The sequence below is a fragment of the Brachybacterium sp. genome (genome assembly GCF_052095815.1).
GTDB lineage: Bacteria > Actinomycetota > Actinomycetes > Actinomycetales > Dermabacteraceae > Brachybacterium.
In genome coordinates this window covers 80831-105227 of record NZ_JBQDLF010000006.1, presented here as the reverse complement: position 1 = coordinate 105227, position 24397 = coordinate 80831, and the positions used below count along the sequence as shown (strand labels likewise).

The 24397-nt window shown below is 70.8% G+C and carries 16 protein-coding genes; 8 read left to right on the top strand and 8 right to left on the bottom strand.

The window, feature by feature from the left end; translation table 11 throughout:
* The first annotated feature begins 17 nt into the window (after positions 1-17).
* The gene (locus ACTH43_RS04315; protein WP_441443692.1) at positions 18-1568 is read left to right on the top strand and encodes a maltokinase N-terminal cap-like domain-containing protein; all 1551 of its coding nucleotides are present in this window, start codon (positions 18-20) and stop codon (positions 1566-1568) included.
* Here ACTH43_RS04315 and ACTH43_RS04310 read toward each other — a convergent pair.
* The 4 genes from ACTH43_RS04310 to ACTH43_RS04295 form a co-directional block, all read right to left on the bottom strand.
* Positions 1531-2043, bottom strand: a complete 513-nt coding sequence (locus ACTH43_RS04310) for a hypothetical protein (protein WP_441443691.1) — start codon at positions 2041-2043, stop codon at positions 1531-1533. The genes ACTH43_RS04315 and ACTH43_RS04310 overlap by 38 nt on opposite strands.
* Positions 2044-2264: 221 nt before the next feature.
* Positions 2265-5672 (bottom strand): ATP-binding protein, encoded by a 3408-nt coding sequence (locus ACTH43_RS04305; protein WP_441443690.1) that lies wholly within the window; start codon positions 5670-5672, stop codon positions 2265-2267.
* 65 nt (positions 5673-5737) lie between these two features.
* The gene (locus ACTH43_RS04300; RefSeq protein WP_441443689.1) at positions 5738-8482 is read right to left on the bottom strand and encodes a Stealth CR1 domain-containing protein; all 2745 of its coding nucleotides are present in this window, start codon (positions 8480-8482) and stop codon (positions 5738-5740) included.
* A gap of 886 nt (positions 8483-9368) precedes the next feature.
* Positions 9369-10868 (bottom strand): stealth conserved region 3 domain-containing protein, encoded by a 1500-nt coding sequence (locus ACTH43_RS04295; RefSeq protein ID WP_441443688.1) that lies wholly within the window; start codon positions 10866-10868, stop codon positions 9369-9371.
* Positions 10869-11106: 238 nt separating this feature from the next.
* On the opposite strand from ACTH43_RS04295, the gene ACTH43_RS04290 reads away from it, so the two are divergent.
* From ACTH43_RS04290 to ACTH43_RS04260, 7 genes are read left to right on the top strand one after another with little or no spacing between them, the layout of a single operon-like run.
* A complete protein-coding gene (locus ACTH43_RS04290; RefSeq protein ID WP_441443687.1) occupies positions 11107-12831 on the top strand; it encodes a Stealth CR1 domain-containing protein in 1725 nt (574 codons plus the stop codon).
* On the top strand, positions 12828-14585 hold the full coding sequence (locus ACTH43_RS04285; RefSeq protein ID WP_441443686.1) for a glycosyltransferase: 1758 nt from the start codon (positions 12828-12830) through the stop codon (positions 14583-14585). Before ACTH43_RS04290 ends, ACTH43_RS04285 begins: the two co-directional genes overlap by 4 nt.
* On the top strand, positions 14561-15874 hold the full coding sequence (locus ACTH43_RS04280; RefSeq protein WP_441443685.1) for a CDP-glycerol glycerophosphotransferase family protein: 1314 nt from the start codon (positions 14561-14563) through the stop codon (positions 15872-15874). Before ACTH43_RS04285 ends, ACTH43_RS04280 begins: the two co-directional genes overlap by 25 nt.
* Positions 15871-16707, top strand: a complete 837-nt coding sequence (locus ACTH43_RS04275) for an ABC transporter permease (RefSeq protein WP_441443684.1) — start codon at positions 15871-15873, stop codon at positions 16705-16707. The genes ACTH43_RS04280 and ACTH43_RS04275 overlap by 4 nt, the downstream gene beginning before the upstream one ends.
* Positions 16707-17495: an ABC transporter ATP-binding protein gene (locus tag ACTH43_RS04270; RefSeq protein WP_441443683.1), complete on the top strand. Its 789-nt coding sequence runs from the start codon at positions 16707-16709 to the stop codon at positions 17493-17495. Before ACTH43_RS04275 ends, ACTH43_RS04270 begins: the two co-directional genes overlap by 1 nt.
* A 48-nt stretch (positions 17496-17543) precedes the next feature.
* Positions 17544-18248: an IspD/TarI family cytidylyltransferase gene (locus ACTH43_RS04265; RefSeq protein WP_441443682.1), complete on the top strand. Its 705-nt coding sequence runs from the start codon at positions 17544-17546 to the stop codon at positions 18246-18248.
* Entirely contained in the window at positions 18241-18987 is a 747-nt protein-coding gene (locus ACTH43_RS04260; protein ID WP_441443681.1) for an SDR family NAD(P)-dependent oxidoreductase, read from the top strand. Before ACTH43_RS04265 ends, ACTH43_RS04260 begins: the two co-directional genes overlap by 8 nt.
* Positions 18988-19114: 127 nt before the next feature.
* Here the strand turns inward: ACTH43_RS04260 and ACTH43_RS04255 are convergent, their stop codons facing one another.
* Genes ACTH43_RS04255 through ACTH43_RS04240 form a run of 4 tightly spaced genes read right to left on the bottom strand, consistent with a single transcriptional unit; the run spans position 19115 to position 24250 of the window.
* Positions 19115-21109 carry an SIP domain-containing protein gene (locus ACTH43_RS04255; protein WP_441443680.1) on the bottom strand — a complete coding sequence of 665 codons (1995 nt, stop codon included), beginning with the start codon at positions 21107-21109 and terminating at the stop codon, positions 19115-19117.
* A 10-nt stretch (positions 21110-21119) separates the two neighbouring features.
* On the bottom strand, positions 21120-22205 hold the full coding sequence (locus ACTH43_RS04250) for a FecCD family ABC transporter permease (RefSeq protein WP_441443679.1): 1086 nt from the start codon (positions 22203-22205) through the stop codon (positions 21120-21122).
* Positions 22202-23197: a FecCD family ABC transporter permease gene (locus ACTH43_RS04245; protein WP_441443678.1), complete on the bottom strand. Its 996-nt coding sequence runs from the start codon at positions 23195-23197 to the stop codon at positions 22202-22204. Before ACTH43_RS04245 ends, ACTH43_RS04250 begins: the two co-directional genes overlap by 4 nt.
* 9 nt (positions 23198-23206) lie before the next feature.
* A complete protein-coding gene (locus tag ACTH43_RS04240; RefSeq protein ID WP_441443677.1) occupies positions 23207-24250 on the bottom strand; it encodes an ABC transporter substrate-binding protein in 1044 nt (347 codons plus the stop codon).
* Positions 24251-24397: the final 147 nt, after the last annotated feature.

Below are 24397 nucleotides of genomic sequence, written 5' to 3'. Positions count from 1 at the left end.
GACCGTAGAGTGAGCGCATGGATGAGACGCACACCACCTCCTCTCCTGCTCCGGATGCCGAGGCGGTACCTGACGGCTCAGGAGCCGCCGCGCAGGACGTCGGCTCTGCCCTGCTCGACGGCTCTCCCCCGCTCGACGTCTCCCCGTTGCTGGACGTCTCTGCGCTGCCGCCGCTGGGCGAGGTGCTCGAGCAGCTCACCGAGCAGCTGGCGGCCTGGATGCTGGCCCAGCGCTGGTACGCGCACAAGGGTGCCGGGGCCCCCCGGGTCTCGATCCGCGGGTGGGCGCCGCTGCGGGTGGCTCCGGATCACGTGGTGGCGCTGGTCGCGGTCGCAGTCTCCCTCCCCCGTGACGCCGAAGCCCTCTATCAGGTCCCGTTGGTGCTGCGACGGCCCGGAGCGCCCTCCGGGGCGCGGGACGAGGGATCCGAGGTGGGGGTGCTCGCGGTGCCCGGCGGGCCGCTGCGGGTGGATGACGCCGCCCGAGATGCCGATGGCCGCGCGGCGATCATCGCGACCCTGGTCTCCGGGGAGGGCGCGCTCGGGCCTTCGCTGAGCCTCGCCTCCCACCGCACCGCCCCCGATGCCCCGCTCCCGCTGGGCCGCGCGATGCGCAGCCGCCTGCTCTCCGGGGAGCAGTCCAACACCTCGCTGATCGTCGAGACGGAGGGTGCCTCGCCGCTGATCCTCAAGCTGTTCAGGGTGCTCCAGGACGGTCAGAACCCCGACGTGGTGCTGCAGGGTGCGCTGACCGCCGCTGGCAGCCGACGGGTGCCGGCGATGGTGGGATCCGCGACGGTGGCGGTGGCGGGGCTCCGCACCCACTCCCTGTTCGCCCAGGAGTTCCTGCCCGGGGTCGAGGACGCCTGGCGGGTGGCGCTGCGCCTGGCAGCCGCCGGAGAGGACTTCCGGGAGGCCGCCCGCCAGCTGGGCGCCGCCGTGGCGGAGGTCCACCGAGATCTCGCCGATTCGCTCGGCACCACTCCCGCAGATGACTCCCTGGTGCGGGAGACCATCGAGCAGATGCGGAGGCGGCTCTCCGAGATCTCCGCCGAGGTCCCCCAGGTGGCCGTCCATCATGAGCGGATCGCGAGTCTGCTGGCGGCCGCCGCCGAGGTGCCGTGGCCCGCGCTGCAGCGCATCCACGGTGACCTGCACCTGGGCCAGGTGCTGCTGGTGCCCGACCGGGGCTGGGTGCTGGTGGACTTCGAGGGCGAGCCGCTGCGCCCGCTGGCCCAGCGCAACCTTCCCGACTCGCCGCTGCGGGACGTGGCGGGGATGCTGCGCAGCCTCGACTACGTGGTGGGAGCGGTGCACGCCGAGCACGGGACAGATGCCACCGCCTGGGCAGCAGACGCCCGCGCCGCCTTCCTCGAGGGCTATGCGCAGGCCGCGGGAGAGGATGGCGAGGACTCCGCAGCACCGGTGCTGCTGGCCGCATTCGAGGCGGACAAAGCCGTCTACGAGGCGCTGTACGAGGCGCGGAACCGCCCCGACTGGCTGCCGATCCCGCTGGCGGCGCTCGAGCGGATCAGCGCACCAGGCGCGGAGGCGGGGTCAGCGGGCTGAGCGCCGAGGTCGGACTGGTGGTGGCCCTCGGGGACAGGGAGCCTGGCAGGAACGGCGCGCTGATCGCGCGCACGGCCACCCGCACCCCGACGATCACCTCGAGCAGATCCCCGGTCGCATCGATCCAGGTGCGCCCGATGATCCCGCATCCCTGCTGCTCGGAGCGGCGACGCATGCCGCGGGACCGGGCGATGGTGTCGGCGGCGTCCAGCAGCTCCGTGGCGGCGGCTGCGGAGTCCTCCGGCAGGCCCGAGCTGGTCAGCAGAGCACTGACGTGGCAGAGAGTCTGGAGGCCATGCCAGGAGTTCCCGGAGGAGCGGTCGCGCTGGGGACGGTGATCCCCGAAGGTGATCAGCCCCGGCTGCTGCTCGAGCACTGCGGTGGTGACCGCGCTGAGCAGCTCGTGGATCCGTCCGTGGGTCTCGTCCTGGCCCGGGATCGAGTCCGAAGAGTGCACCGGGAGCGCTGACATCATCGCCCACCCTCCCCTGTCGTGCCGCCTCGGCGACGACGTGCCATTGCACCGCCGGACTGGAACGGTTGGCGACCAGGGTACCGATCCCGGGCCCCGCTGCCGATGGGGAGAACTCCCCATGCACTCAGACGCTACTGAATGGTAACGAGGGTTGATCCGCCCCGTCGTCTGGTCAGCACCCCGGTCGACGCGAGCAGCCCAGATCGACCCCGCCCCGTCCCTCACTCCGAGACGGGCACGAACTCCACCGGGGCCACGGAGGAATAGCGATCCTGACGGATCGAGACCACACCCACACCGCCGATGAACGGGGCCAGGGCCTGCGGGTTCTTGCCAGGGTTGGCGAGGATCACCTGGAAGCCGAAGTGACGGAAGGACTCCATGGCCGCGGTGATGAACTTGCCGGCGCCCTTGGAGAAGGCCTCGTCGATGATGATCGGGGCGTAGCGCGGCGCCTCCTGACCGGTACCAGCCAGCTGGTAGCGCAGAGCCGCCGCCAGGCAGAAGGTGGCCAGCCGCTCGTTCTGACCGCCCGAGAGCGGACCGCCGGATTCGTGGGCGTGGACCACCGTGCCCTCGGCGTCGACCTCCTCGGCGTGGAAGTGCACGTGCCGGCGCACATCGAGGATCACCCGGGAGACCTGGTCGTCGCGGGTGCGGGCCGAGCCGATCATGTCCATCAGGTGCCGCAGCGAGAGGAAGCGCTCCTCGGCCAGCTCGCGGTCGCGGGAGATGTCATGCAGTGCGGAGCCGGCCACCGCCTCCTCGAGCGCACGCTTGAACTCGTCCAGCGCTGCCAGGTGCACAGGGCGCATCGACAGCTGCAGATAGCGGCCGGAGTGGAACTCGACCTGCGCGAGCAGGGCGTTGATCCGCTGCAGGCGCTTGCGGATCTCCGCGGGCTCACGGGCGATCGCGGTGGCGAGGGCCTGCACGTCGCCGAGGGTGTTGCCGGTGAAGAACTCGAAGAAGCGGTCCTCGACCTCGGGCAGCTTCTCCTCCTCGATCCGCTGCAGGATCGCGAGGTAGTCGTCGGCCCCCTCGAGCGTGGGCGCGGTGTCCCCGGCCCGGGCCGGCCAGCGGCGGGAGAACTCGCGCATCGCGGTGCGCATGTCCTCCTCGGCGCGGGAGGTGCGGCGGGTGAGGTCCATCAGCTCCGCATCCAGGGTCGCGGAGGCGTCCTTGGTGACCTGGTCGATCGTGGACAGCACGAGGGTGGGGGCGATCGCGGCGAAGCGTTCTGCCAGCTCCTGCTCGACCTCGGGATCGAGTGCGGATTCGGCGACCCGCTCGCGCGCCTCGGCGAGGCGCTCATCGGCCCGTTCCGCCTGCTCGGCGAGCTTGCCGGCGGTGCGCACCACCTCCAGCAGCTCCTCGTCGCTGTCCGCGATGGAGCGCTCGACCTCGTCGATCTGGTGAGCCAGCTCGGTGAGCGCGGAGGAACCGTCCTCGGCGGCGCGCACCATGTCGCGCAGGTTCGCCACCCGCCGGGCCACCGACGCCGCGTCGATGTCGTCCCAGGTGACCGCGCTGATCAGCTGGAGCGCGTAGAGGCGCTCCTGGCGTCGCTCCCGCTCGCCCTCGACATCCTTGCGGCGGGCCTGGGCCTCGAAGAGTGCCTGCTCAGCCCGGGTGCGCTCGGACTCGAACACCGCCCGCTTGGCTCGGTTGTCGAAGCCGAGGACCCACTGCGAGCGGTCATTGATCTGCCGGTCGGCGTTCTTCTCGTGCCGGGTCGAGGAGTGCTTGATCTGCCCCGAGCGCAGCACCGCGCGGGTCAGGCGGGTGAACTCCTCAAGGGTCTCCGCGCAGGTGTAGTCCATGCGGGAGGCGATCTCATGGGAGAGCCACACATGGAACTCGCCGTCCTTGACGTCGAGCTTCGCGGCGAGGGAGCGCTCGTCGATGTTCTTCGCCGGGCGGCGCAGGTCGGTGTTGACCCGGTTGTAGGAGATCCGACGGCGCAGCTTCGTGCGGTCGATGACCGCAGCGACCTCTCGGTACACCCGATCCGGGACCAGGATGGAGCGGGCCAGGCCCCGCAGCGCCTGCTCGGCGGCGGCGGTCCACTCCTCCTCACCGGTGCGCACCTGCAGCAGCTCGGCGGCGAAGGGCAGCTCGGCGGGCGAGATGCCCACCTCAGCCGCGATGTGGTCGCGCAGGGCGACGTCCTCGGAATGGAGGTTCGAAGCCCGGGAGGTGAGGGAGGCGAGCTCCTCGCGGGTGCGGGCGAGGGTCTGCGCCAGCTCGCGGACGGCCGCTTCAGCTTCCCAGCGGGCTGCGTCGGCACCCTTCTCCTCGGTCTCGAGGGACTCCCGCAGCGCCATCACCTCACGCTGCAGGGCCAGGAACATGTCCTCCCCCGCCGGGGTGCGCAGCTCGACGGTCGCCAGCTGGGCGGCGAACTCGGTGCCCCGCTCGCGGCGCCGCTCGCGCTCGACCTCGAGGCCCGCGATCTGCTGCTTCCAGTCGTCGATCTCGCCGCCGCCGGCGCGCTTGCGCTGCTCCTTGAGCTGGGCGAGGTCGGAGCGGGCTTCGGTGACGTCCTGGCTGAGACGGCGCTGCTGCGCTGCGAGCCGGTCGCGTTCGAGCTGGAGCCGGTCGGTCTCGTCTCCCAGCAGCCGCACCAGATGCTGGGCGGCGAAGACGTCGATATCGGCCCGGCGGTCCACCAGCTCTCCGCCCCGCGAGCGCATCGCCGTCCAGTTCTCGTGGTTGCCGCGCAGGCCGCGCAGCAGGTCCCGCTGCTCACGCGCGGTCACCAGTGCCTCGTACACCTCGGAGAGGTTGTGGAAGTTCGCGAGCGCCTGATCGGCCAGCTCGAAGGTGCGCGGCGCATCGAGCATGTAATCGCGCAGCAGCCCGTTGACGTCGCCGAGCTCCTTGGCGGACTGGATCTTGTGCAGCAGGCCCAACGCCTTCTCGTCCGGGATCCCCAGCAGCTGGCTGAACGCGGCGCGGTACTCGCGGAACTGGCGGAAGGTCTGGGTGCCCGGATGGGCGGCTTCGAGCGCCTTGCCCTCGATCTGCGTGGAGACGAACTGGCGCAGATCGGTGACATCCAGCGGAGTCCGCGCGATGACATAGAGGCTCTTGACATCGGAGTCCGCAGAATGACCGGCATGCAGCAGGAGCAGGCGGGAGAGCTGGACGGTGCCGCCCTTGCCATCGCTGTAGCGCAGGGTCAGCACCGACAGGGTGGTCTTCTCCCGCAGCACCTCCTGGCTGAACTCCCCGGTGGCCTGGTCGTAGTGCATCGCCCAGGCGCCGCGCACATAGCTGGCCACGGTGCGGCGGTACTTTGAGCGCTGCGGCCCGGCGTCCGAGGCCGCGGCGTTGAACTGCAGGGTGCGGGGCGGGGTCAGCAGCGCGCTGATCGCGTCCAGCAGGGTCGACTTGCCGGTGCCCGGACCGCCGGTGAGGAAGTAGCCCTTGGGCGAGATCTTCAGATCGTGCGTGCCGTGGAAGGTCCCCCAGTTGGAGACCTGGACAGCGACCAGCCGCCACTGCCCCGGATGGGGGTGGTCGGGGTCGGTGACCGTCCCCGCGGGCGCGGGCTCGGTCGGGACGCCGGGCAGATCCAGTCCATCCTGCCGCTGCGGGGTCACGGTCTCAGTCGTCGAAGGCACCCGGTCAGGGTACCGAGTCCGGGCGCCTTCCCATGCCGGTTGCCGTCAAGAGCGCCCGGTCCCTCTCAGTGGCGCTCCCATGGGGACGGGACGGGGAAGCGATTCGACAGATAGTTGGTCATCATCTCCACAGTGAATTCGGGGTCCGGATCGCCCCCTGCCTCACCGAGCGTCAGATAGTCCGTTCCGCCAGGGTTCACTCGTGTGAGCCGGGTGGCGGAGTCCTCGGCCCCCAGCGGGACGAAGGAGACCCGGAGCCCGGAGTGAACGTACACGCCGTCGAGGTGGCCCGAGTGCTGAGCGAGAGAGGAGACCAGCGAGACATCGGTGCCGCTGCGAAATCGCGCCGACCGGGTGCGGTCGATCTCTGGAGCATGTCTCCGGGTGAGCTCCTCCAGATAGCCGCGCCGATGGGGATGCGGTGAATGCAGCATCCCCTGGGTGATCGTGACGCCGAAGCGCTCCTCGAGCAGAGCCCGGTTGTTCATCGCGGCCGCCTCATGAGGCTCGGCAAGGTCCCCGAGATCGTTGATCTTGGTCGGGGACGGGAAGAACCGCGCCGCCCCGTCCGCCGTGAAGTACTGCTGCGGTTTCTGCTCGCGGAGGAAGAATCCGTCGTCGTTCAGGTACAGGAAGTGTTCGGCGAGCCCGGGGATCCGGTGCAGCACGGTCTCGATCGCATGGGAGTTGAACACCGGGAGCACGGAGCTGTCCGGAAACAGATCTCGGTGGTCCACCACCGTGAGCCGATCATCCTCGACGAGCCACTCGGGTCGCTGCGCATCCGTCACCAGATGGACCCGTCGGACCCACGGGAGGTGAGCGGCGAGCGACCTCAGCGAGAACCGCAGCTCATCGCGGTTCAGGAACCGGATCTCGCCCGCAGCGAGGTCTGCCTCCGGAATCGGTCCGGATCCCACCGGATGCGCGCCGTCCGCCTCGACGGCCGCACGCTTCCGACACCAGGCCGGATCGGAGCCGTCCACCCACGTGTAGACCACATCGATGGGGAACTCTGTCGATGTCCACAGCGGGCGCTGCCGCATGGGCTCCCATGGCTCGAAGAGCGGCAGGTCGAACTGTTCGTGAGCGAGGACGTCGATCTCGTCATTCGCCTGTCGGGCACGCAGCAGGCCCGGGCGTCGTTCGTCCTCCTCCCAGAATTCGATGGTCAGCCCCGCGGCATAGCCGATGTGCACTCCGGAGCGTCCCACTTCGTAATGATGGAAGAGATAGGCGTGGCTGACGCCCGAGAGGTCGAGGGCTCCCGGGTCCCGGCGCCACGTCCGTCCGTCCTCGTCCAGGCGAATGGCTCCGGCATACAACCGGACCTCGAGCGCTGCATTGTCAGAGGTATGCGCGAGCAGGTGCTGGAGCACCCGGCTGCGGTCAGCCGCAGGAACTGCCCACGACTGGCCACGGGAAGAGCGAAGCGGTCGGCTCCGCGCGTCACAGGTGGAGAAAAGCGAAGCGAGGGCGGAACGGTTGTTCTCGCGGGCTCGGTGCGGAAGCACCTCTTCAGCGGCGACGCTGATGACATCGTCCGTCGTCTCGCTGCCCGTCGTCTCCCTGCCGTCCTCGGGCGCCACCCCGTCACGCTCCGACTCCGAGCCCCCCGACGAGATGTGCTCTTCGGTGCCCTCGCGCTCCCCTGCGCCTGTCGTCAAGGCGCCGGCCTCGGAACCGCGTCGACGCACCGCGATACCACCCCGCGTGAGATCCTCGAACAGTGATGACCACTGCTCGGCGACGACCTCCGGCGCAAAGCGTTGCATCGATTCAGCGGCATTGCGCGACATGGCATCGCGACGCGCTTCGTCCGTCATGAGCAGGCGCAGCGACGAGGCGAAACCGCCCACGTCGCCGACCGGGACGAGATACCCGTCCTCTCCGTTCTCGATGATCTCCCGAGGACCCGTCTCGCAGTCATAGGCGACCACCGGAAGGCCTGCCCCGCGCGCCTCGAGCAGCACCAAGGGAAGGCCTTCGTAGCTTGAGGCGAGAGCCCCGATGGAGGCACGCGCCCACTCCGCCTCGATGTCCGTCGTCGGCGGCATCAACTCGACCTGACCGGCGATGCCGAGGTTCCTCGCCATGCGCAGGAGGTCCCCGCGCTGAGGACCGTCGCCGAAGATCCGCAGCCGCCAGTCGGGGTGCTCATCGGCGACCTCTCCGAAGGCACGGATGAGATCGATGAAGCCTTTGGACCGAACGAGCCGTCCGGCGCCCATCACGACCTTCTGCCGTCCGCCGCTGAGCGGCCGGCCCGTCGCAGGAAGCGCGTTGGGGATCACCTCGATCCGAGGCGCCCGATCCCCCCACTGCTCCCGCAACCACTCGCCGTTGCGTTCCGTGAGCACGACGAGGGCATCGACCCTGGGTCCGTGGCGCAGGAGCGGAGCCGCGGTGATGCCCCGTCCCATCGAGGGGCGATGTTCCTCCTGGACGATACGCACGGAGCCGGGGCAGGCGAGCAGCGCGAGCACGGTGAGTGCTGGCGTCGACGTGATGACGACGTCGGCATCGCCTGCCGCGAGCCGCTGCATCAAGGCGCGGTCGGTCGCTTCGCAGAATTGGTTGTCCCATTCGACGGGGATGATCAGGCTGGGGGGCCCCTTCGGGGACTCAAGATCCGTCAGGTAGGTCAGACGAGTCCCGTCCCCGAAGTCGAAGCCGGTCTCCGCCAGCCGGTAGAGGCTCAGCACCTCGATGTCGTGGCCGAGCGCGGCCATCGCCCGCGTCTGGTCCGCGAACGTCTTCTCCGTCCCGGCTCGCGCGTCCGCTGTGGTCAGCACATACGTGAGCTTCATGCAGACTCTCCTCCTATGCTCGGCGCGGACGTCAGCTCCAGCGCGAGATGATCATCCTTCGTCCAATAGGGTCGAATCTTGATGCGGCGCCCGGGCACGGCGTACGAGAAGACCGCTCGCAGGCGCAGCGCTACACGGGGGCTCTCGAGACCGCTTCCGCGCCACGCCGCGCGCAGTCGCTCCTCAGGTGCGCCGTCACCGCGAAGCACGACGTCCCAGACCGTCGTCTCGCCCGTTGTCGGAAGTTCAGCCTCGCACCATTGAGCAGCGCCCAGTCGATAGACACGCGCCCCACTCGTCGATCCGGACCGCGGCGCGACCGGCAGCGCACGCCCTCCCCCACGCCGCTCCAGCGTCAAGGCCCAGGAAGTGTGGGCCGGCCCTACCTCGAGTGTCACGATCCCGTGCGCAGCATCGAGCGCGAGAATCCCCGGCTCCTCGTCCGAGGCTGCTCGGTGAACGAGTCGTGGAGCCGGTCCATGCTCCAAATACCAGGTGCCGAGGTCCGAGGATCGTGCCTCGTTCCGAGTGCCGTCCCCTGCCGGGAGCAGCTCGACCGGTTGCACGCCCCGAGCGGTCCTCGCCCGGATGAGGTGAGATCCCGGCGCGAGTCGGTCGAGCCGCAACAGGCCGTGCGGTGGACCGCTGGTGTCGAGAGCGGTGACCTCCAGCCGTCGCCCTCCGCGTCGAGTTCCGAGCAGCAACGCGTGCACGCCCGCTTCGGTGGAGCGCCAATTGAGCACACCGTGCCCATCGAGCGTGATCTGAAGAGGGACCGTCTTCGCCTGCGAGAGCGTACGGACTGCAGACCGAGCTCGATGTAAAAGGGCGCGAGCGGGACGGCGGCCTCGTCCGAGGAAGCGACCCGCAGCGGTCATCGGCCGGATCATCGAGCTCCTTCCTCGGCCACAGGATCGTCACCGGCGACCAGCTCCCATGGCGCGGGATCGGGGTAGTACCTCTCCAGGAAGCTGCTCAGCTCGGTGCGCATGGTCGGGGTCAGTGCTCTCTCCTCGGTGTTCAGGCAGAAGGTGTCGTAGCGGCGCAGCGACCCCAGGGCGTCGAGCGCCTGTGGCGCATGCGGGGCCGACAGGTCGAGATACAGGTAGTTCGGGGTCGACGGCACGGACCGTCCCTGCGCATGCGCGTACCAGTGATGGAGGGAGGACGCCACCGAGAGGTCCTGCGGGGAACGGAACAGCGCCGCACGGGTCCGGGCGATCGCCTCGGGGTTCTCCGCCTCGATCTGGGCGGCCATGCTGCGCAGCTGCGGATGGACGGTGTGACGGATCTTCGTGCGCACCTCGATCCCGAAGCGGTCTGCCAGCAGCTCCCGACCGTTCTTGGCAGACGCCATGAGCGGTGGATCGGCGGGCGTCGGGGGCCCGGGGTCGATCGGCAGGTCCGAGGGGAAGAAACGGGCGACCCCCTCCGCCGCGAAGAAGTCACCCGGGTGCGCGATCCGGCCGAAGAGCACGTCATCGTTGAGGTAGAGGTAGTGCTCGGTGAGGTCGGGGATGCGGTGCAGCGCTGATTCGATCGCATGGGAGTTGAACCGGCTGCCGCCGAGCAGCTCACGGTGATCCACGACCTGGATCCGCGGGTCGTCCGGACGCAGCCAGTCCGGGACCTGGCCGTCGGTGACCAGGTGGATGCGGCGCACCCAGTTCGCGCAGCGGTGCAGAGAGCGCAGGGAGTAGCGCAGCTCATCGGAGTTCTCGAACCGGCCCTCGTCGCTCGCCGAGGGGTGCCGGGCGGTCGTGCCGTCCACGCCCGCTGTCGCCGCCAGCGCGGCGTCGCGACGCGCCCGCCATCCCGCATCGCCGCCGTCGACCCAGGTGTAGACCACGTCGATCGGTCCCCTGATCGCGGGAGGACCCGGCTCGCGATGTGAGGCCGAGAGGCTCTCGAGAGCCATCTCCTCCCAGGTCGCGGCGGGGATCCTTCCCGGGGTGCCGGGGGCGGCGCCGCGGTGCGTCTCCCCCTCCCGCCGCAGCACATCCACCCTCAGCTCGAGGTCGGCCGTGCGCTCCAGCTCGCGGCCGGCGACGGCGAACCGTTCTCGCAGGGCCACTGACCTGCCGTTGCGGGCGGGCGTGACCTCCCAGTGCGGCGGCAGATCCTGCAGCGCGTCGAGCAGGGCGGCTGCGTCCTGCGCGCGGATGGCGAGTCGCCACGGATGGCGCGGGACGGGAGGGGCGAGGAGAGGCACGATCGGGGAGATCGTCGCGAGCACGCCCTCCAGCAGCTCGCCGCGAAGTCGGTGCAGGTCCGGGGCGGCGACCAGGCGGGCCTGGCGCGGCCGCGCGCGCAGGCCTGTCCAGACGTTCCCCGGCGCTGCCGCGGGCAGGAGGCCACGGCCCGACAGCCTCAGCTGACGGACCACATCCCCTCGATGCAGTTTCGCTGCGATGCGCCGGGTCTCTCCCACAGTCGCCGAGTGTACGGTCAGACGCGCCCATCGCAGTACACCTCGCGTTCATCGGCGGTTCACATTGCTATAGTCCGGAAACTCGCCGTTCTCGGGTTCTGACCCTTGGACGGCGTCGTCGTCCGGCAGCTCGTCCCTATGCGCTGATGACGCCATCGTCCCTGTCCCCGTCCCGGAGGGAGCCCACCAGGCCATGCCGCTGCGCACCGTCTGGCGCCGTATTCGCCACCTGGAGAGCCTGGTGGCGGAGACAGCCCGTCGCGATCGGACGAAGCGGCGGATGCGCACCCTCGACAGCGCGCTCACCTTGTCAGAGAGCTCCGCCTCAGGGAGCGCCGCACGAGCCGTGCTGGACGCCCCTCTTCCCTTCCGTGCGCGAGACCTTCCGGTGCGGGCAGTCCCCCTGCGCTCCTCACAGGAGCACGCGCACGAGCTGCTGGGGCACGTGCGAGAGGCCCTCGGCGCGGAAGGGATCACCGCGGTCGCCGTCCGGTCGCCCACTGCCGCCTCCGCTGTGCTGGGCGTGCGCCGGGAGGACTGGGGGCGCGCGGCCGCGGTCCTCACCCGCGATCTCGACCACGTGCTGCTGGGCAGCGGTGATGCTGCCGCGGGCTGCGCCGTCTACAGCGCCGCACCCCCCACCGAAGATGTCGAGGGCGCCTCCACCCTCCATCTCCTGGCCCCCGCCGTCACGCTCCACGAGGGCCGCGTCATCGCCCGCTACGGCTTCGAGACGGCCGTGCGCCTCGAGCGCTGGGACCGGGCCGACGGCGGCCGCTTCACCGCCGCCGTCTGGAACAAGTTCACGGAGCTCCTCGAGGAGGAGGCCTTCCAGCCGGCGACGGCGGCAGCAGACCTCCCCGCCCCGCCCGGCGTCCCCTCGGCGACCCCCTCGCCCGCACTCGGGACCACCGCGCAGGACGCGCTCGCCCCGCTGCAGCAGACCGCGCTGCTCGAGGTCGGCTTCCCGATCGACGTGGTCTACACCTGGGTCGACGGCACCGACCCGGACTGGCTGGCCCGCAAGCGCACGGCCCTCGAGGCCGATACGGGGCACGGGATGACCGAGCATGCCGCCGCCGATCTACGCTTCGTGGCGCACGATGAGCTGCGCCATTCCCTGCGCTCCCTCGAGCAGTACGCACCGTGGGTGCGCCACGTCTACCTGGTCACGGACCGCCAGCGCCCCACCTGGCTGCGAACGGACCATCCGCGGCTCACGGTCGTCGACCACGCGGACATCGCTCCGGCTGGGACCAGGCTGCCGACCTTCAACTCGCAGGCGATCGAGGCGAACCTGCACCGGATCGAAGGGCTCAGCGAGCACTTCCTGTACTTCAACGACGACGTCTTCCTCTCCTCCCCCGTCGCCCCCGAGCTCTTCTTCAACCCCAACGGGATCGCGTCGATGTACATGTCCCGCGCGCATGTCGCCCCCGGCGCGCCGGCCCAGGGAGAGCCCGCCTCCGACTCCGCCGGGAAGAACGCCCGGGCGCTCGTGCACGAGGCGACCGGGAAGCGGGTCTCCCGCAAGCTCTTCCACACCCCGTTCGCCCTGCGCCGCACGATCTCGCAGGAGATCGAGGAGCGCTGGCCGGAGGTCGTCGCCGCGACCCGCGACGCCCAGTTCCGCCGCATCGACGACGTGACGCTCTCCGGCGCCCTGCACATGAACTACGCCCACGCCACCGGGCGTGCGGTCACCCGCGGCATCCGCTACCGCTACGTGAACGTCGGCGCTCCCGACGCGGCCGAGCGGCTGGCCGGCCTCGAGCAGGACCGGGACGTGCTGGAGACCTTCTGCCTCAACGAGTCCACCCAGGAGCTCGATGCTGCGGTGATCGACGCCCAGGTGCGCGCCTTCCTGCGGCGCCGCTTCCCCGATGCCAGCTCCTTCGAGATCCCGGGGCGGGCATGAGCACGGCCCACCGCGCTTCCCTGATCCTGGGCACCTGGCGGGCTCCCGATTCCGCCGCCGCCGGCGCTCCCCTCTGGGGGCAGGCATTGCCGGCCTCGGTCTGGCGGACCGTGCTGGGCGATGCGGCGGTGACCCTCGAGTTCGAGGGCGGGCCCGCCACCCTGTGGGCGGCCCGTTCCGGGCAGCGCTGGCCGCTCGCCGTCGATATCGTCGGCGGCCACCAGGTGCGGCTCTCCGCCCGAGGGCCGCAGTGGCTCTGGATCGAGGGGCCGGTCGGCACCGTCACCTGGAGCGTCGAGCGTGCGGTCGAGCTGCCGCCCGTCACGGTGGTGATGCCCACCCGGGGCCGCGAGCAGGATGCGATCACCCAGGCCGAGCGCTTCGCCCGGATGCACTGCGTCGATGAGGTGATCGTCGTCGATCAGGGCCACACCCTCGCCCAGCTGCCCGCCGTCACCCGGCTGCTCGCCGAGCGGCCGGAGATCCGGCTGATCACCCAGCCGAACCTCGGTGGTTCCGGCGGCTATGCCCGCGGGATGCTCGAGACCGCCGCCTCCCCCGGCCACGCGGTGCTGTTCTCCGACGATGATGCGGTGCTGTCCGAGGAGTCCCTGCGCCGCATGGTCACCTTCCAGGCGCTGTGCGCGGTCCCCACCATCCTGGGCACCCCGCTGTTCTCCTCCGAGCAGCCGGACCGCCTGATCGCCGTGTCGGAGGCGGTGCGGGGCGGGGACTTCCAGTGGCATGCCACGGACGGCATCCGGCGGCCCGTCGAGCTGTCGGGCACCACCCCCGAGCAGTGGAGCTTCCTGCGCGCCCATGGCGAGGCCAACTACACCGGCTGGTGGGCGACCCTGTTCCCGCCCGGCACGGCAGCGGAGCTGGGACTGCCGGCCCCCTACTTCCTGAAATGGGACGACGCCGAGTACGGGCTGCGGGCCACCGAGCACGGGTACCACCACGTGGTGCTGCCCGGGACCAGCGTCCATCACCCGCCCTGGACCATGTACCGCACCCAGATGACCTGGACCGCACGGGTGCTGCACCGCAACCGGCTGGCGACCGCCGCCGCGCACGGCTCCGGCCGCGGCGTGATCGCCTCCTCCCTGCTGCACCAGGGCAAGCACATCCTCTCCGGGCTGCACCTGACCACCGCGCTGTGGGACGACGGCATCGGGTCCTTCCTCGCCGGCCCCGACTCCTGGCTCGGACGGGACCTCGCACGGGCCCGGGCCGACGGCGGGAAAGTGATCGCCGAGTGGACGATGCAGGCGGGTGCCGACTGGACGACGCAGGCGGGCGCCGACTGGACGGCCCGGACGGATGCCGATCGCGCAGCCGAGCCCCTCGCGATCACCCGCCACCGCCCGCTGCCGCTGCTGCGCGCCCTCACCCGCGCGACGCTGCGCCTGCTGCGCCCGGACCGGCCGCCGCGCCTGGTGATGGGTGTGCGGGAGGACCGCCTGACCTGGCGCACCGCCCTCGGGGCGGACGCGATCGTGATCACCGACGCGACCGGCCGGGCCCTGATGGCCCACCCGGTGCGCGGCTCGACAGGACGCCGCCTCCTGCTCGGCACGGCGCGGCGCCACCTGCGGATGGCCTTGCGCTGGGGGCCCCTGCGCCGCAGCTATCGCCGTGCCCTGCCCCTGACCACCACCACCCAGGCCTGGTCGCAGCTGTTCGACTGCACCGACCCGACCACCTCGCCCCGCGAAGGGAGCAGGCCTTGCAGCCTCGAGAGAACACCCTGAACCGCCGACTGCGCAGCATGGGCGGGCGGCTCCTGCGCCGCTACCACCTGCTGCCCGGCGGAATGCCCGACGGCCTCGGCGACGACGAGGACCTCCAGGACCAGTCCCTGCACGGCGACGTCATCGTCTACTTCGCCGACACCATAGAGAGCATCTACCAGCTGCGCGGCTGGTACGGCCCGCTCCGAGCACTCCATGCGGAGCTGGGCGTGACCGTGGTGTGCATGGACTCCCGGGTCGCGGAGGTGCTGCGGGACGAGATGGACATGCCGGTGGTGACGGTCGCCCTGGACGCCACCCTCGACGGGCTGATCGCCCGCAGCGACACCAAGCTGATCCTGTACGTGAACTACAACCCGATGAACACGGCGCCGCTGCGCTCCCGATCGGTCATCCACGTGTCCCTGCTGCACGGGGACTCGGACAAGGGCGTCTCGGTCTCCAACCAGGTGAAGGCCTACGACTACTCCTTCGTGGCGGGGCAGGCGGCGATCGACCGCTATGCGCGGTACACCTCCCTGTTCGACGCCGCCGCCCGCTGCCTCCCCGTCGGCCGCCCCGCCCTGGACACCGACCGGGAGGCGGTCGCCGTCCCGGAGCGCCGGGATGAACGACCGGTCGTGCTCTACGCGCCCACCTGGGAGGGCGGCCAGGCCTCTGTCGCCTACAGCTCGCTGCGCACCCACGCCGAGACGCTGCTGCGCGCCGTGCAGGAGGAGGGGGCCCGGATCATCTATCGCCCCCATCCGCTGACCGGGGTGCGGGTGCCGGAGTTCGGCGAAGCGGACCGGACGGTGCGGGAGCTGCTCGCCGAGGGCGGGCACACCATCTCCGACGACCGCCCGCTGTCGCTCGACGTCGCGGAGGCGGATCTGCTGATCTGCGACGTCTCCGCCGTCGCGAACGACTGGCTCGCCACCGGCAAGCCGCTGATCATCACCACCCCCGCCGAAGGAACTGCTCAGGAGGCCGGTACCCGGATGCTCGATGTGCTCCCCCGTCTCACCGTTCAGGAGGCGTCGGCCGCCGGGCGGCTCGCCATGGAGGCGATCTCCCGCGATCCGGGCCGTGAGGAGCGACTGCGCCTGAGCGAGTACTACCTCGGGGACACCACCCCGGGGGCGTCCCTCGACCGCTTCCTCACCACCTGCCGCGACCTCGCAGCGCAGCGGGACGAGCAGTGGGCGCGGATCGGCGGGCCCGATCCGAGCCCGCCCGACCCGCCCGCTCCCGCTCCGCCGACGGACGAGGCGCCGTCCGCTCCGAGCAGCCGGGTCACGACCCCGTGAGCCGGCCCGTCCCCTACACCGCCGGGACCCGCACCTCGACCGCGCAGACCCTCCGGGAGCTGGTGCGCACCCGGAAGATCCTCGCGGTGCTGATCCGGCGCGACCTCAAGCTGCGCTACGCCGATTCGATGCTCGGCTATGTCTGGACCGTGCTCGAGCCGCTGATGATGGGCTCGATCTACTGGTTCGTGTTCACGGTGATCTTCCATCGCACGGTGGGCGCGGAGCCGTACATCATCTTCCTGCTCTCCGGGCTGCTGCCGTTCATGTGGTTCACCAACGGGATCAACGAGGGCATCCAGTCGCTGGCCTCCCAGCGGCGGCTGATCGCCTCGACCTCCCTGCCGCGCCAGATCTGGGTGCTGCGCAGCACCGGCGCGAAGGGCGTGGAGTTCCTGCTGTCGATCCCGGTGCTCGCCGTCTTCGCGGTGTTCTACCGGCCGCAGTTCGATCTGCAGCTGGTGCTCTTCCCCGTCGGCATCCTGATCCAGCTGATGCTGCTGCTGGGACTCGCCCTCCTGTTCTCCCCGATCACCATGCTGGTGCGGGACGTGGAGCCGCTGATCCGGGTGGCCACGCGTGCGCTGTTCTACGCCTCCCCGATCATCTACAGCCTGAACGACGTGGTGGTCACGTCACTGCCGCCGGTGGTCGTCGGGCTCTACAAGTTCAATCCGCTCACCGGGATCCTGGAGTGCTATCGCGCCGGGCTCTTCCCCGGTCCGGTGCACTGGGACGCGATCCTCGTGGCCGCCACCATCTCTGCCGCCATTCTGGTGATCGGCTGGACGGTGTTCGGTCGCATGGAGCGTCAGGTGCTGAAGGAGGTCTGATGAACGACACGAACATTCTCCCCGCTGCCGACTCCCCCACCGGGGGGCCCGCCGGGAGCCCTGCCGCCCCCGTGATCTCGCTGGACGGGGTGGGAGTCGAGTTCTCCCGCAAGCGTCGCGACCTGAGCCTGCGCTCGATGCTCTTCCGCCGCGACAAGGGCCCCGACGGCGACGCCTTCTGGGGCCTCAAGGACATCTCCTTCGAGGTGGGTCAGGGCGAGGCGGTCGGCGTCGTGGGCCGCAACGGGCAGGGCAAGTCCACGCTGCTGAAGGTGGTGGCGGGGGTGCTGCTGCCCGATGCGGGCCGGGTCTCGGTGACCGGCGGCGTGGCACCGCTGATCGAGATCACCGGCGGTTTCGCCCCGGACCTCACCGGGCGGGAGAACATCCATCTCGCCGCCGGCCTGCACGGGATGCGGAAGGAGACCATCGCGGCGAAGTTCGACGAGATCGTCGACTTCGCGGAGATGGAGAAGTTCCTGGACACGCCGTTCCGGCACTTCTCCTCCGGGATGAAGGTCCGGCTCGCGTTCTCCGTGATCTCGCAGCTCGATGAGCCGATCATCCTGGTCGACGAGGTGCTCGCGGTCGGCGACAAGGCCTTCCGCACCAAGTGCTACATGCGGATCGAGGAGCTGCTGGCCGCGAACCGCACCCTCTTCCTGGTCTCCCACAAGGACAACGACCTGCGCCGCTTCTGCACCCGAGGGCTCTACCTGCGCCAGGGACAGCTGGTCCAGGACGGACCGATCCGCGAGGTGCTCACCGCCTACGAGAAGGAATCCTGAGTCGGCGATGAGACCAGAAGAGATGACACCAGCAGAGAGGAGACACCCATGACGACGGCCGCTGCGACGTTCTCGCTGGTCCTGCTCAACGGCGGGGTGGGGGCCCGGGTCGGAGCGGGACAGCCCAAGCAGCTGCTCAAGCTGCGCGGCATCCCGATCCTCGTGTACACCCTGGTCACCGCGGATCGCCTGCCGCAGGTAGGGCAGATCGTGGTGAACTTCCCCGAGGGCTGGCGGAAGGAGATCGAGGAGGTGCTCGAGGCCTACGCGATCTCCACCCCGATCACGCTGGTGCCGGGAGCGCCGACGCGTCATTCCTCGGTGCGCGAGATGCTCCCGCACTGCGAGTACGACCAGATCCTCCTGCACGAGTCCGCCCGCCCGCTGGCGACCGCCGCGGACTTCACGCGCCTGATCGACTCGCCCTGGCAGAACGTCGCGCTGATGTCACCGATCCCCTTCACCGTCGCGCCCGTGGATCCCGAGACCCACCAGGTCACCGGCTCGCTGGACCGGGACCGGCTGCGCAATGTGCAGCTGCCCCAGAAGTTCCGGCGCACCGATCTGGTCGCCGCCCACGAGAAGGCCCTGTCCGAGGGCATCGAGTACACGGAGGACGCGACCCTGGTCGCCGACGCCGGCTTCCCGGTGCACTTCCTCGATGGCAGCGACACCAACCTCAAGGTGACCTCCCCGACCGACGTCCGCATGGCCACCGTGCTGCTGCAGGGAGAGAGGGATCGAGATGTCTGAGCAGACCACCGCGCGCAGTGCTCAGCCAGAGCTTCCCGGCCGCACCGCCCTGATCACCGGCGCCTCCCGCGGGATCGGACTGGCGACCGCCCGCCGGCTCGCGCAGGAGCCGGACATCTCCACGATCATCCTCGTCTCCCGCAGCGCCGAGGACCTCGACCAGGCCGCCGGGCTGCTGCGCGAGGAGGATGACGGCAGCACCCGCTTCCTGTCCTGCGTGCTCGACGTCGGCGACCGCTCCGCCCTCAAGCGCGCCGCGAAGCGGCTCTACGACGAGGTGGGCCACATCCATCTGCTGGTGAACAACGCCGGTTACACGAACCCGGTGCCGCTGCAGCAGGTCAGGATGCCGGACTTCGAGCGCACCATGGAGGTGAACCTCTATGCACCGTTCCTGCTGGTGAAGACTCTCCTCAATCGCGGCAACGTCTTCGACCTGATCGTGAACGTGGCCTCCACCGCCGGGGTCACCGGGCGTTCGGGCTGGCTGACCTATTCGGCGTCGAAGTCCGCGCTGATCACCATGAGCGAGGTGATGCGGGAGGAGCTCTCGATCTACGGCACCCGGGTCGCGTGCATCTCCCCCGGGCGCACCGCGACCGAGCTGCGGCGCGTGCTCGCCCCGGACGAGGATCCGCGCACGATCATGCAGCCCGAGCATGTCGCCGAGGTGATCGGCGCGCTGACCTCCCCGGTGGGCGCCTACATCGATTCGGAGAACATCATCGTGCGGCAGTGAGGCGGGTGCTGGTGCGGCCGGTGCGGCCAGGGCAGCCCGCGTCCGCTCCGTCTCCGCTCTGCGTCCCCTCCGCGTCTTCGCCGCCTCTTCGCCGGGTCTTCTTGCGTCTTCTTCGCGTCCGCTCCGCTCAGTGCTCGGGCCGGCCCAGGCGCCAGTACCCCATGAAGGAGACCTGCTTCCGGTCCAGCCCCAGCTCGCTGACCAGGTGTCGGCGCAGGGTCTTGATCACCCCGGCCTCCCCCGCCAGCCAGGCGTAGAAGGCGCCGTGCCCGGTGGTCGTCTCCCACAGCATGGTCTCGTCGACGTCGACGTCCTCGAGCTCCGGTGACGCGGCTGCAGCGGACCCGTCGGCCCCTGCGAAGCCATCGGCCCCCGCGGAGCCCTCAGGCGCTGCGGGATCATCCCCCGCCGTGCCCCGGAATGCCTGGGCGTTCGCGCTCATCAGCTCCCGCACCGCGGCGTCGAGCAGCTCGCCGTGCGGGCGGCCCTCGCGGGGCAGCCAGGTCACCTGCACCCCGGAGCGGGTCAGCAGCTGCTGCTGGTCACCGGCCTCGGGCACCTCGAGCAGAGCGTGACCGCTGATCGAGGCGGGCAGCGCCTCGAGGATCGAGCCGACGGCCGGCAGCGCGGTCTCGTCGCCCACCAGCAGCACGGTGCGGGCGGTGCCGGGCCGGAACTCGATGCCGCCGTACTCGGGGCCCACCAGATGCCGGTTGGGACCGAGCATCGTGAGCGTGTCACCGACCCTCGCATCCCGGGCCCAGCGGGCGGCGACGCCCTGGCCGGGGACCTCGACGGGGTCGAGGTGCAGGACCACGTCGATGTCGATCTCGGGGTTCGCGGTGTGGTTCCCGGGATGGCCGGCGGCGCGATGCTCACGCACCGTGTAGGTGCGCATCCAGCCGCGGTCGGTGGGATCGATCTGCAGCCAGCTGCGGTACCAGTCGGAGTGGATGACGGGGTCGAGCAGCGCACCGGGACGCACCGGGGCGAAGTGGTCTGCGCTCGCGGCAGGCCCGGGGATGATCAGCTTGATCCGCAGGTCCAGCACATGGGAGTTGGTGCCGAAGTGCTCGAGCTCAGGGCCGGTCAGGGTGAAGCGCACCAGCGAGGGGCCGAGGCTGCGGCGTGCGGCGACCTCCAGCTCGAAGGCGAGCATCGAGCTGTGGTCCAGGGCGGAGACGCGCGTGTCGGTCGCAGCGGGAGTCTCGGTCGGGGCAGCCTCGGTCGGGGCAGTCGCGGTAGGGGCAGTCGCGCTCAAGGCGGTCTCGGTCGGGGCGGTCTCGGCGGTGGTCGAGATGGGGTCCTCCTCGTGGTGGTGGTGTGCACCGGGGGCGGTGCGGTCACGGCCCAGCGGCAGCACCATCGGGGTGCCGGTGACCGGATCGGGGGCGATGTGGGCATCCAGGGCGAAGACCTCATGCGCCATCTGGCGGGTGATGACCTCGGCCGGCGTGCCCTGGGAATGGATCTCGCCGGAGCGCATGGCGACCAGGTGATCGGCGTAGCGCGCGGCGAGGTTCAGGTCATGCAGCACGATCCCCACGGTGGTGCCGCGCTCCCGCTGCAGGTCCCTGACCACGTCGAGCACCTCGAGCTGGTGGGTGACATCGAGGTAGGTGGTGGGTTCGTCCAGCAGCAGCACCTCCGTCTGCTGGGCGAGCGCCATCGCGATCCAGACCCGCTGGCGCTGCCCGCCGGAGAGCTCCTCGAGCAGCCGGTCCTGCAGCGCGTCGGTGCGAGTGGCGGCGAGCGCCTCGGCCACCGCCAGCTCGTCCTGGTCGGACCATTGCGGGAACAGGCCCTGGTGGGGGAAGCGGCCGCGGGTGACCAGCTCCCTCACGGTGACGCCGTCGGGGGCGATCGGAGTCTGCGGGAGCAGGCCGAGGCGGCGGGCGAGCTCCTTGCCGCGCAGGGAATGGAGATCACGGCCGTCCAGCAGCACGGTGCCGCTGCGCGGAGTGAGCAGGCGTGACATCCCGCGCAGCAGGGTCGACTTCCCGCTGCCGTTGGCGCCCACGATGATCGTGATCTGCCCTTCGGGCAGGCTCAGGCTGAGGTCGCGGACGATGTCCCGACGGTCATAGGCCAGGTGCAGGTTGCGGGTCTCGATCAGTGCCATCGTGGCGAGGTCACCTTCCGGGTCCGGAGAACGTGGTGCGGGTGAGCATCCACAGCAGGAACGGGGCACCGAGCGCGCCGGTGATGACTCCGGCGGGCAGCTCGGTGGAGCCGAAGAGGTTCTGGCCGGCGATGTCGGCGAGCAGCACGATCACGGCGCCGACGGCGGCGGACAGCACGAAGCTGGGCCGGCCGGCGAGCATCCGGGCGATCGGCCCGGCGAGGAAGGCCACGAAGGAGAGCGGGCCGGTGACCGCGACCGTCAACGCGCAGAGGATCACCGCGACCATGATCAGCCAGATCCGGGTGCGGGGCACCGCGAGGCCGAGCCCGGTGGCGGTCTCATCGCCCAGCTGCAGGATCCGCAGCCGGGGCACCAGCAGTGCGAGGACCGGAAGCAGCACCGCCAGAGCGATCGCGAGCACCACCACTCGGTCCCAGGTGGAGGTGGACAGCGAGCCGACCAGCCAGTGCATCGCGTCCCCGGCGGATTGCAGGGTGAGCCGGGTGAGCAGGTAGGAGACCAGGGCGCTGAGCGCCGCGGCGACCCCGATGCCCACCAGCACGAAGCGGTTGTCCACCGCGCCGGTCGCGCCCGGGCGGCCCGCTCCGGCCACCGCGAGGATCAGCAGCGCCGTCAGCACGCCGCCCAGCAGCGTGAACCAGAACAGCGCGCGGCCGTCGGTCTCGAAGAAGCTCATCGCGATCACCGCCCCGGCCGAGGCGCCGAGGGTCACCCCGATCACGTCAGGGCTGGCCAGCGGGTTCCGCAGCAGGGTCTGGAAGATGGTGCCGGAGAGCCCGAAGGCGATGCCGGCCAGCAGCGCGACCACCGCGGTGGGCAGGCGGTTCTCCATCACGATGAAGGAGATGCCGGGGATCGCCTCGCCGCCGATCACCCGCAGCGCCTGGTCCAGCGGCACCATCGGGGTGCCCAGCAGCACGCGGGCCGCGACCAGGGCCAGCACGATCACCCCGGCGACCAGGGCGGTCAGCGCAGTGCGGCGGGAACGGCCGGGAGAGCGCGGGCGGGAGCCGGGGCCCGGGCGGGAGGCGCGCGGCGCGGGCTCGGGAGCGGGAGCGGGAGCGGCGTTCACAGCCCCACCTGCCGCCGGGTGCGCAGCAGCACCACGAAGACGGGCACTCCGATCAGGGCGGTCATCACGCCGACCTGCACCTCGGCGGGCGGGGCGACCACCCTGCCCACGGTGTCGGCCAGCAGGATCAGCACCGGGCCGCCCAGCAGGCACAGCGGGACGATGCGCCGGTAGTCGCCGCCTACCAGCAGCCGTGCGGCATGCGGGACCACCAGGCCGAGGAAGCCGACGGGCCCGGCGAGCGCGACCGCCGCCCCGCACAGCAGGATGATCGCGATCCCCAGCACGATCCGTGCCCGTGCCACCCTCACGCCGAGGCCCACCGCGGCGTCGTCGCCGAGGGCGAGGGCGTTGAGCACACCGGTGGTCCCCGTGATCAGCACCGCCCCGATCGCCATCAGCGCCGCGACGACCGCGATATCGGAGAGGCTGCGGGCGCCGAGGGTGCCCACCTGCCAGAACCGCAGCCGGTCCAGGGACGCGTCGTCGAGAAGCACCAGTGCGTTGATCACCGAGCCGAGACCGGCGGTGACCGCCGCCCCGGCGAGCGCGAGCTTCACCGGGGTGGCGCCGTCGCGTCCGAGCGAGGCGACGGCGTAGACGACGACGGTGCCGACGGCGGCGCCGATCAGGGCGAGCACCATGAACTCGGCGACGGCGGATGCATCCAGGAGGAACACCCCGATCACCACGCTGGTGGTGGCGCCTGCGTTGATCCCCAGGATGCCGGGGTCCGCGAGCGGGTTGCGGGTCACTCCCTGCATCGCGGCGCCGGCCACGGCGAGCGCCGCACCGACGGCGACCCCGGCGGCGGTGCGCAGCAGCCGGGCATGGATCACGGCGTGGTCCGCGAAGCCTGCGTCGTAGGCGGTCAGCGCATCCCACACGGTGCTCGGGGCGACGGTGCGGGCGCCGATCATGAGGGAGAGCAGGCTGGCGATCGCCAGGGCCAGGAGGCCTCCGGCGATCGCCAGCGGGGTGGAGCGTCGCACCGTGGCTGCTCAGCCCCGGACGTGCTGAGCGGTCTCGACGATGGACGGCACCAGGTGCTCGAGCGCCCAGGGCAGGCTCAGCGCATTGGCTGCGGAGATCGACAGCGTGAGGTGGTCGTCGTCGGTGAGCACCACCCCGCCGGAGGCCACCGCGGGGATCTGCGCGAACAGCGGATTCGCCTGGAAGTCCTCGACCGTGGTGCCGGGCGCGGCCCAGGTGTAGAAGAGGTCCGAGACCAGCTCGTCGGCGCGCTCGGCGGACCATTCGAGGTAGAAGCTGTCCGCCCCGGGGGTGTTCTCGTCGATGACCTCCGCCTGGGTCATCCCCAGCGCGGTGAAGAAGCGCGGGCGGGTGTCCTCGCCGACGTAGAGGTTGATCGAGTTGTCCGCGAGGCCCAGGGTGCCGGCGATGAAGGTGGCGCCGGCGACGGCCGGGTTCTCCTCGCCGACGGCGGCGAGATCCGCGGTGATCTGCTCGACGAGGCTCGTGGCCTGCTCGGAGCGACCGGTGGCGGTGCCGACGGCGGTCAGGACGTCCTCCCAGCCGGCGGTGTAGTTCGCCGCCAGCGGGCCGATGGTCGGCGCGATCTTGCTCAGCTGCGTGTACTCCTCCTCGGTGAGGCCGGAATAGGCGGCGATGATGAGGTCCGGGAGCAGCGCCGCGATCTCGTCGTAGTTGATGCCGTCGGACTCGTCGTACTGGGTGGGGGCGTTCTCGGTGCCCCAGTCGGCGCCGAGCTCGGTGAGCTTCGCATCGATCCAGTCGGTGGAGCCGTTGTCGTTGCCGCCCCAGGTGACGGTCGGAATCCCGGCCGGCACCACATCGAGCGCGAGCAGGGTGTCGGCGTTGACCCAGGAGACGGTCGCGATGGTGGCGGGCTCCGCCTCGATCACGGTCTCGCCGTAGAGGTGGGTGAGGGTGACGGGGAAGGACCCGTCGGCCGCGCCGCCGCCCGCGGTGGGAGCCGTGCTGGTCCCTGCCTCCCCGGAGCAGGCGGCGAGCGCGGGGACGGCGAGCGCCGCTAGGACGAGTGCACGGCGGGAAAGCTTCACAGCGGTTCCTCCAGGTTCGAGACCACCGGGAACCGGTGGTTAGGCGAGCCTGACCTTATTCCGTAATGCCGATGGTGCGCAATTGCCGTCCGGGGCGAGAGCTCTCCGCTGGGGACCGCTCAGGCACGGGGCGACGCCGGGAAAGCG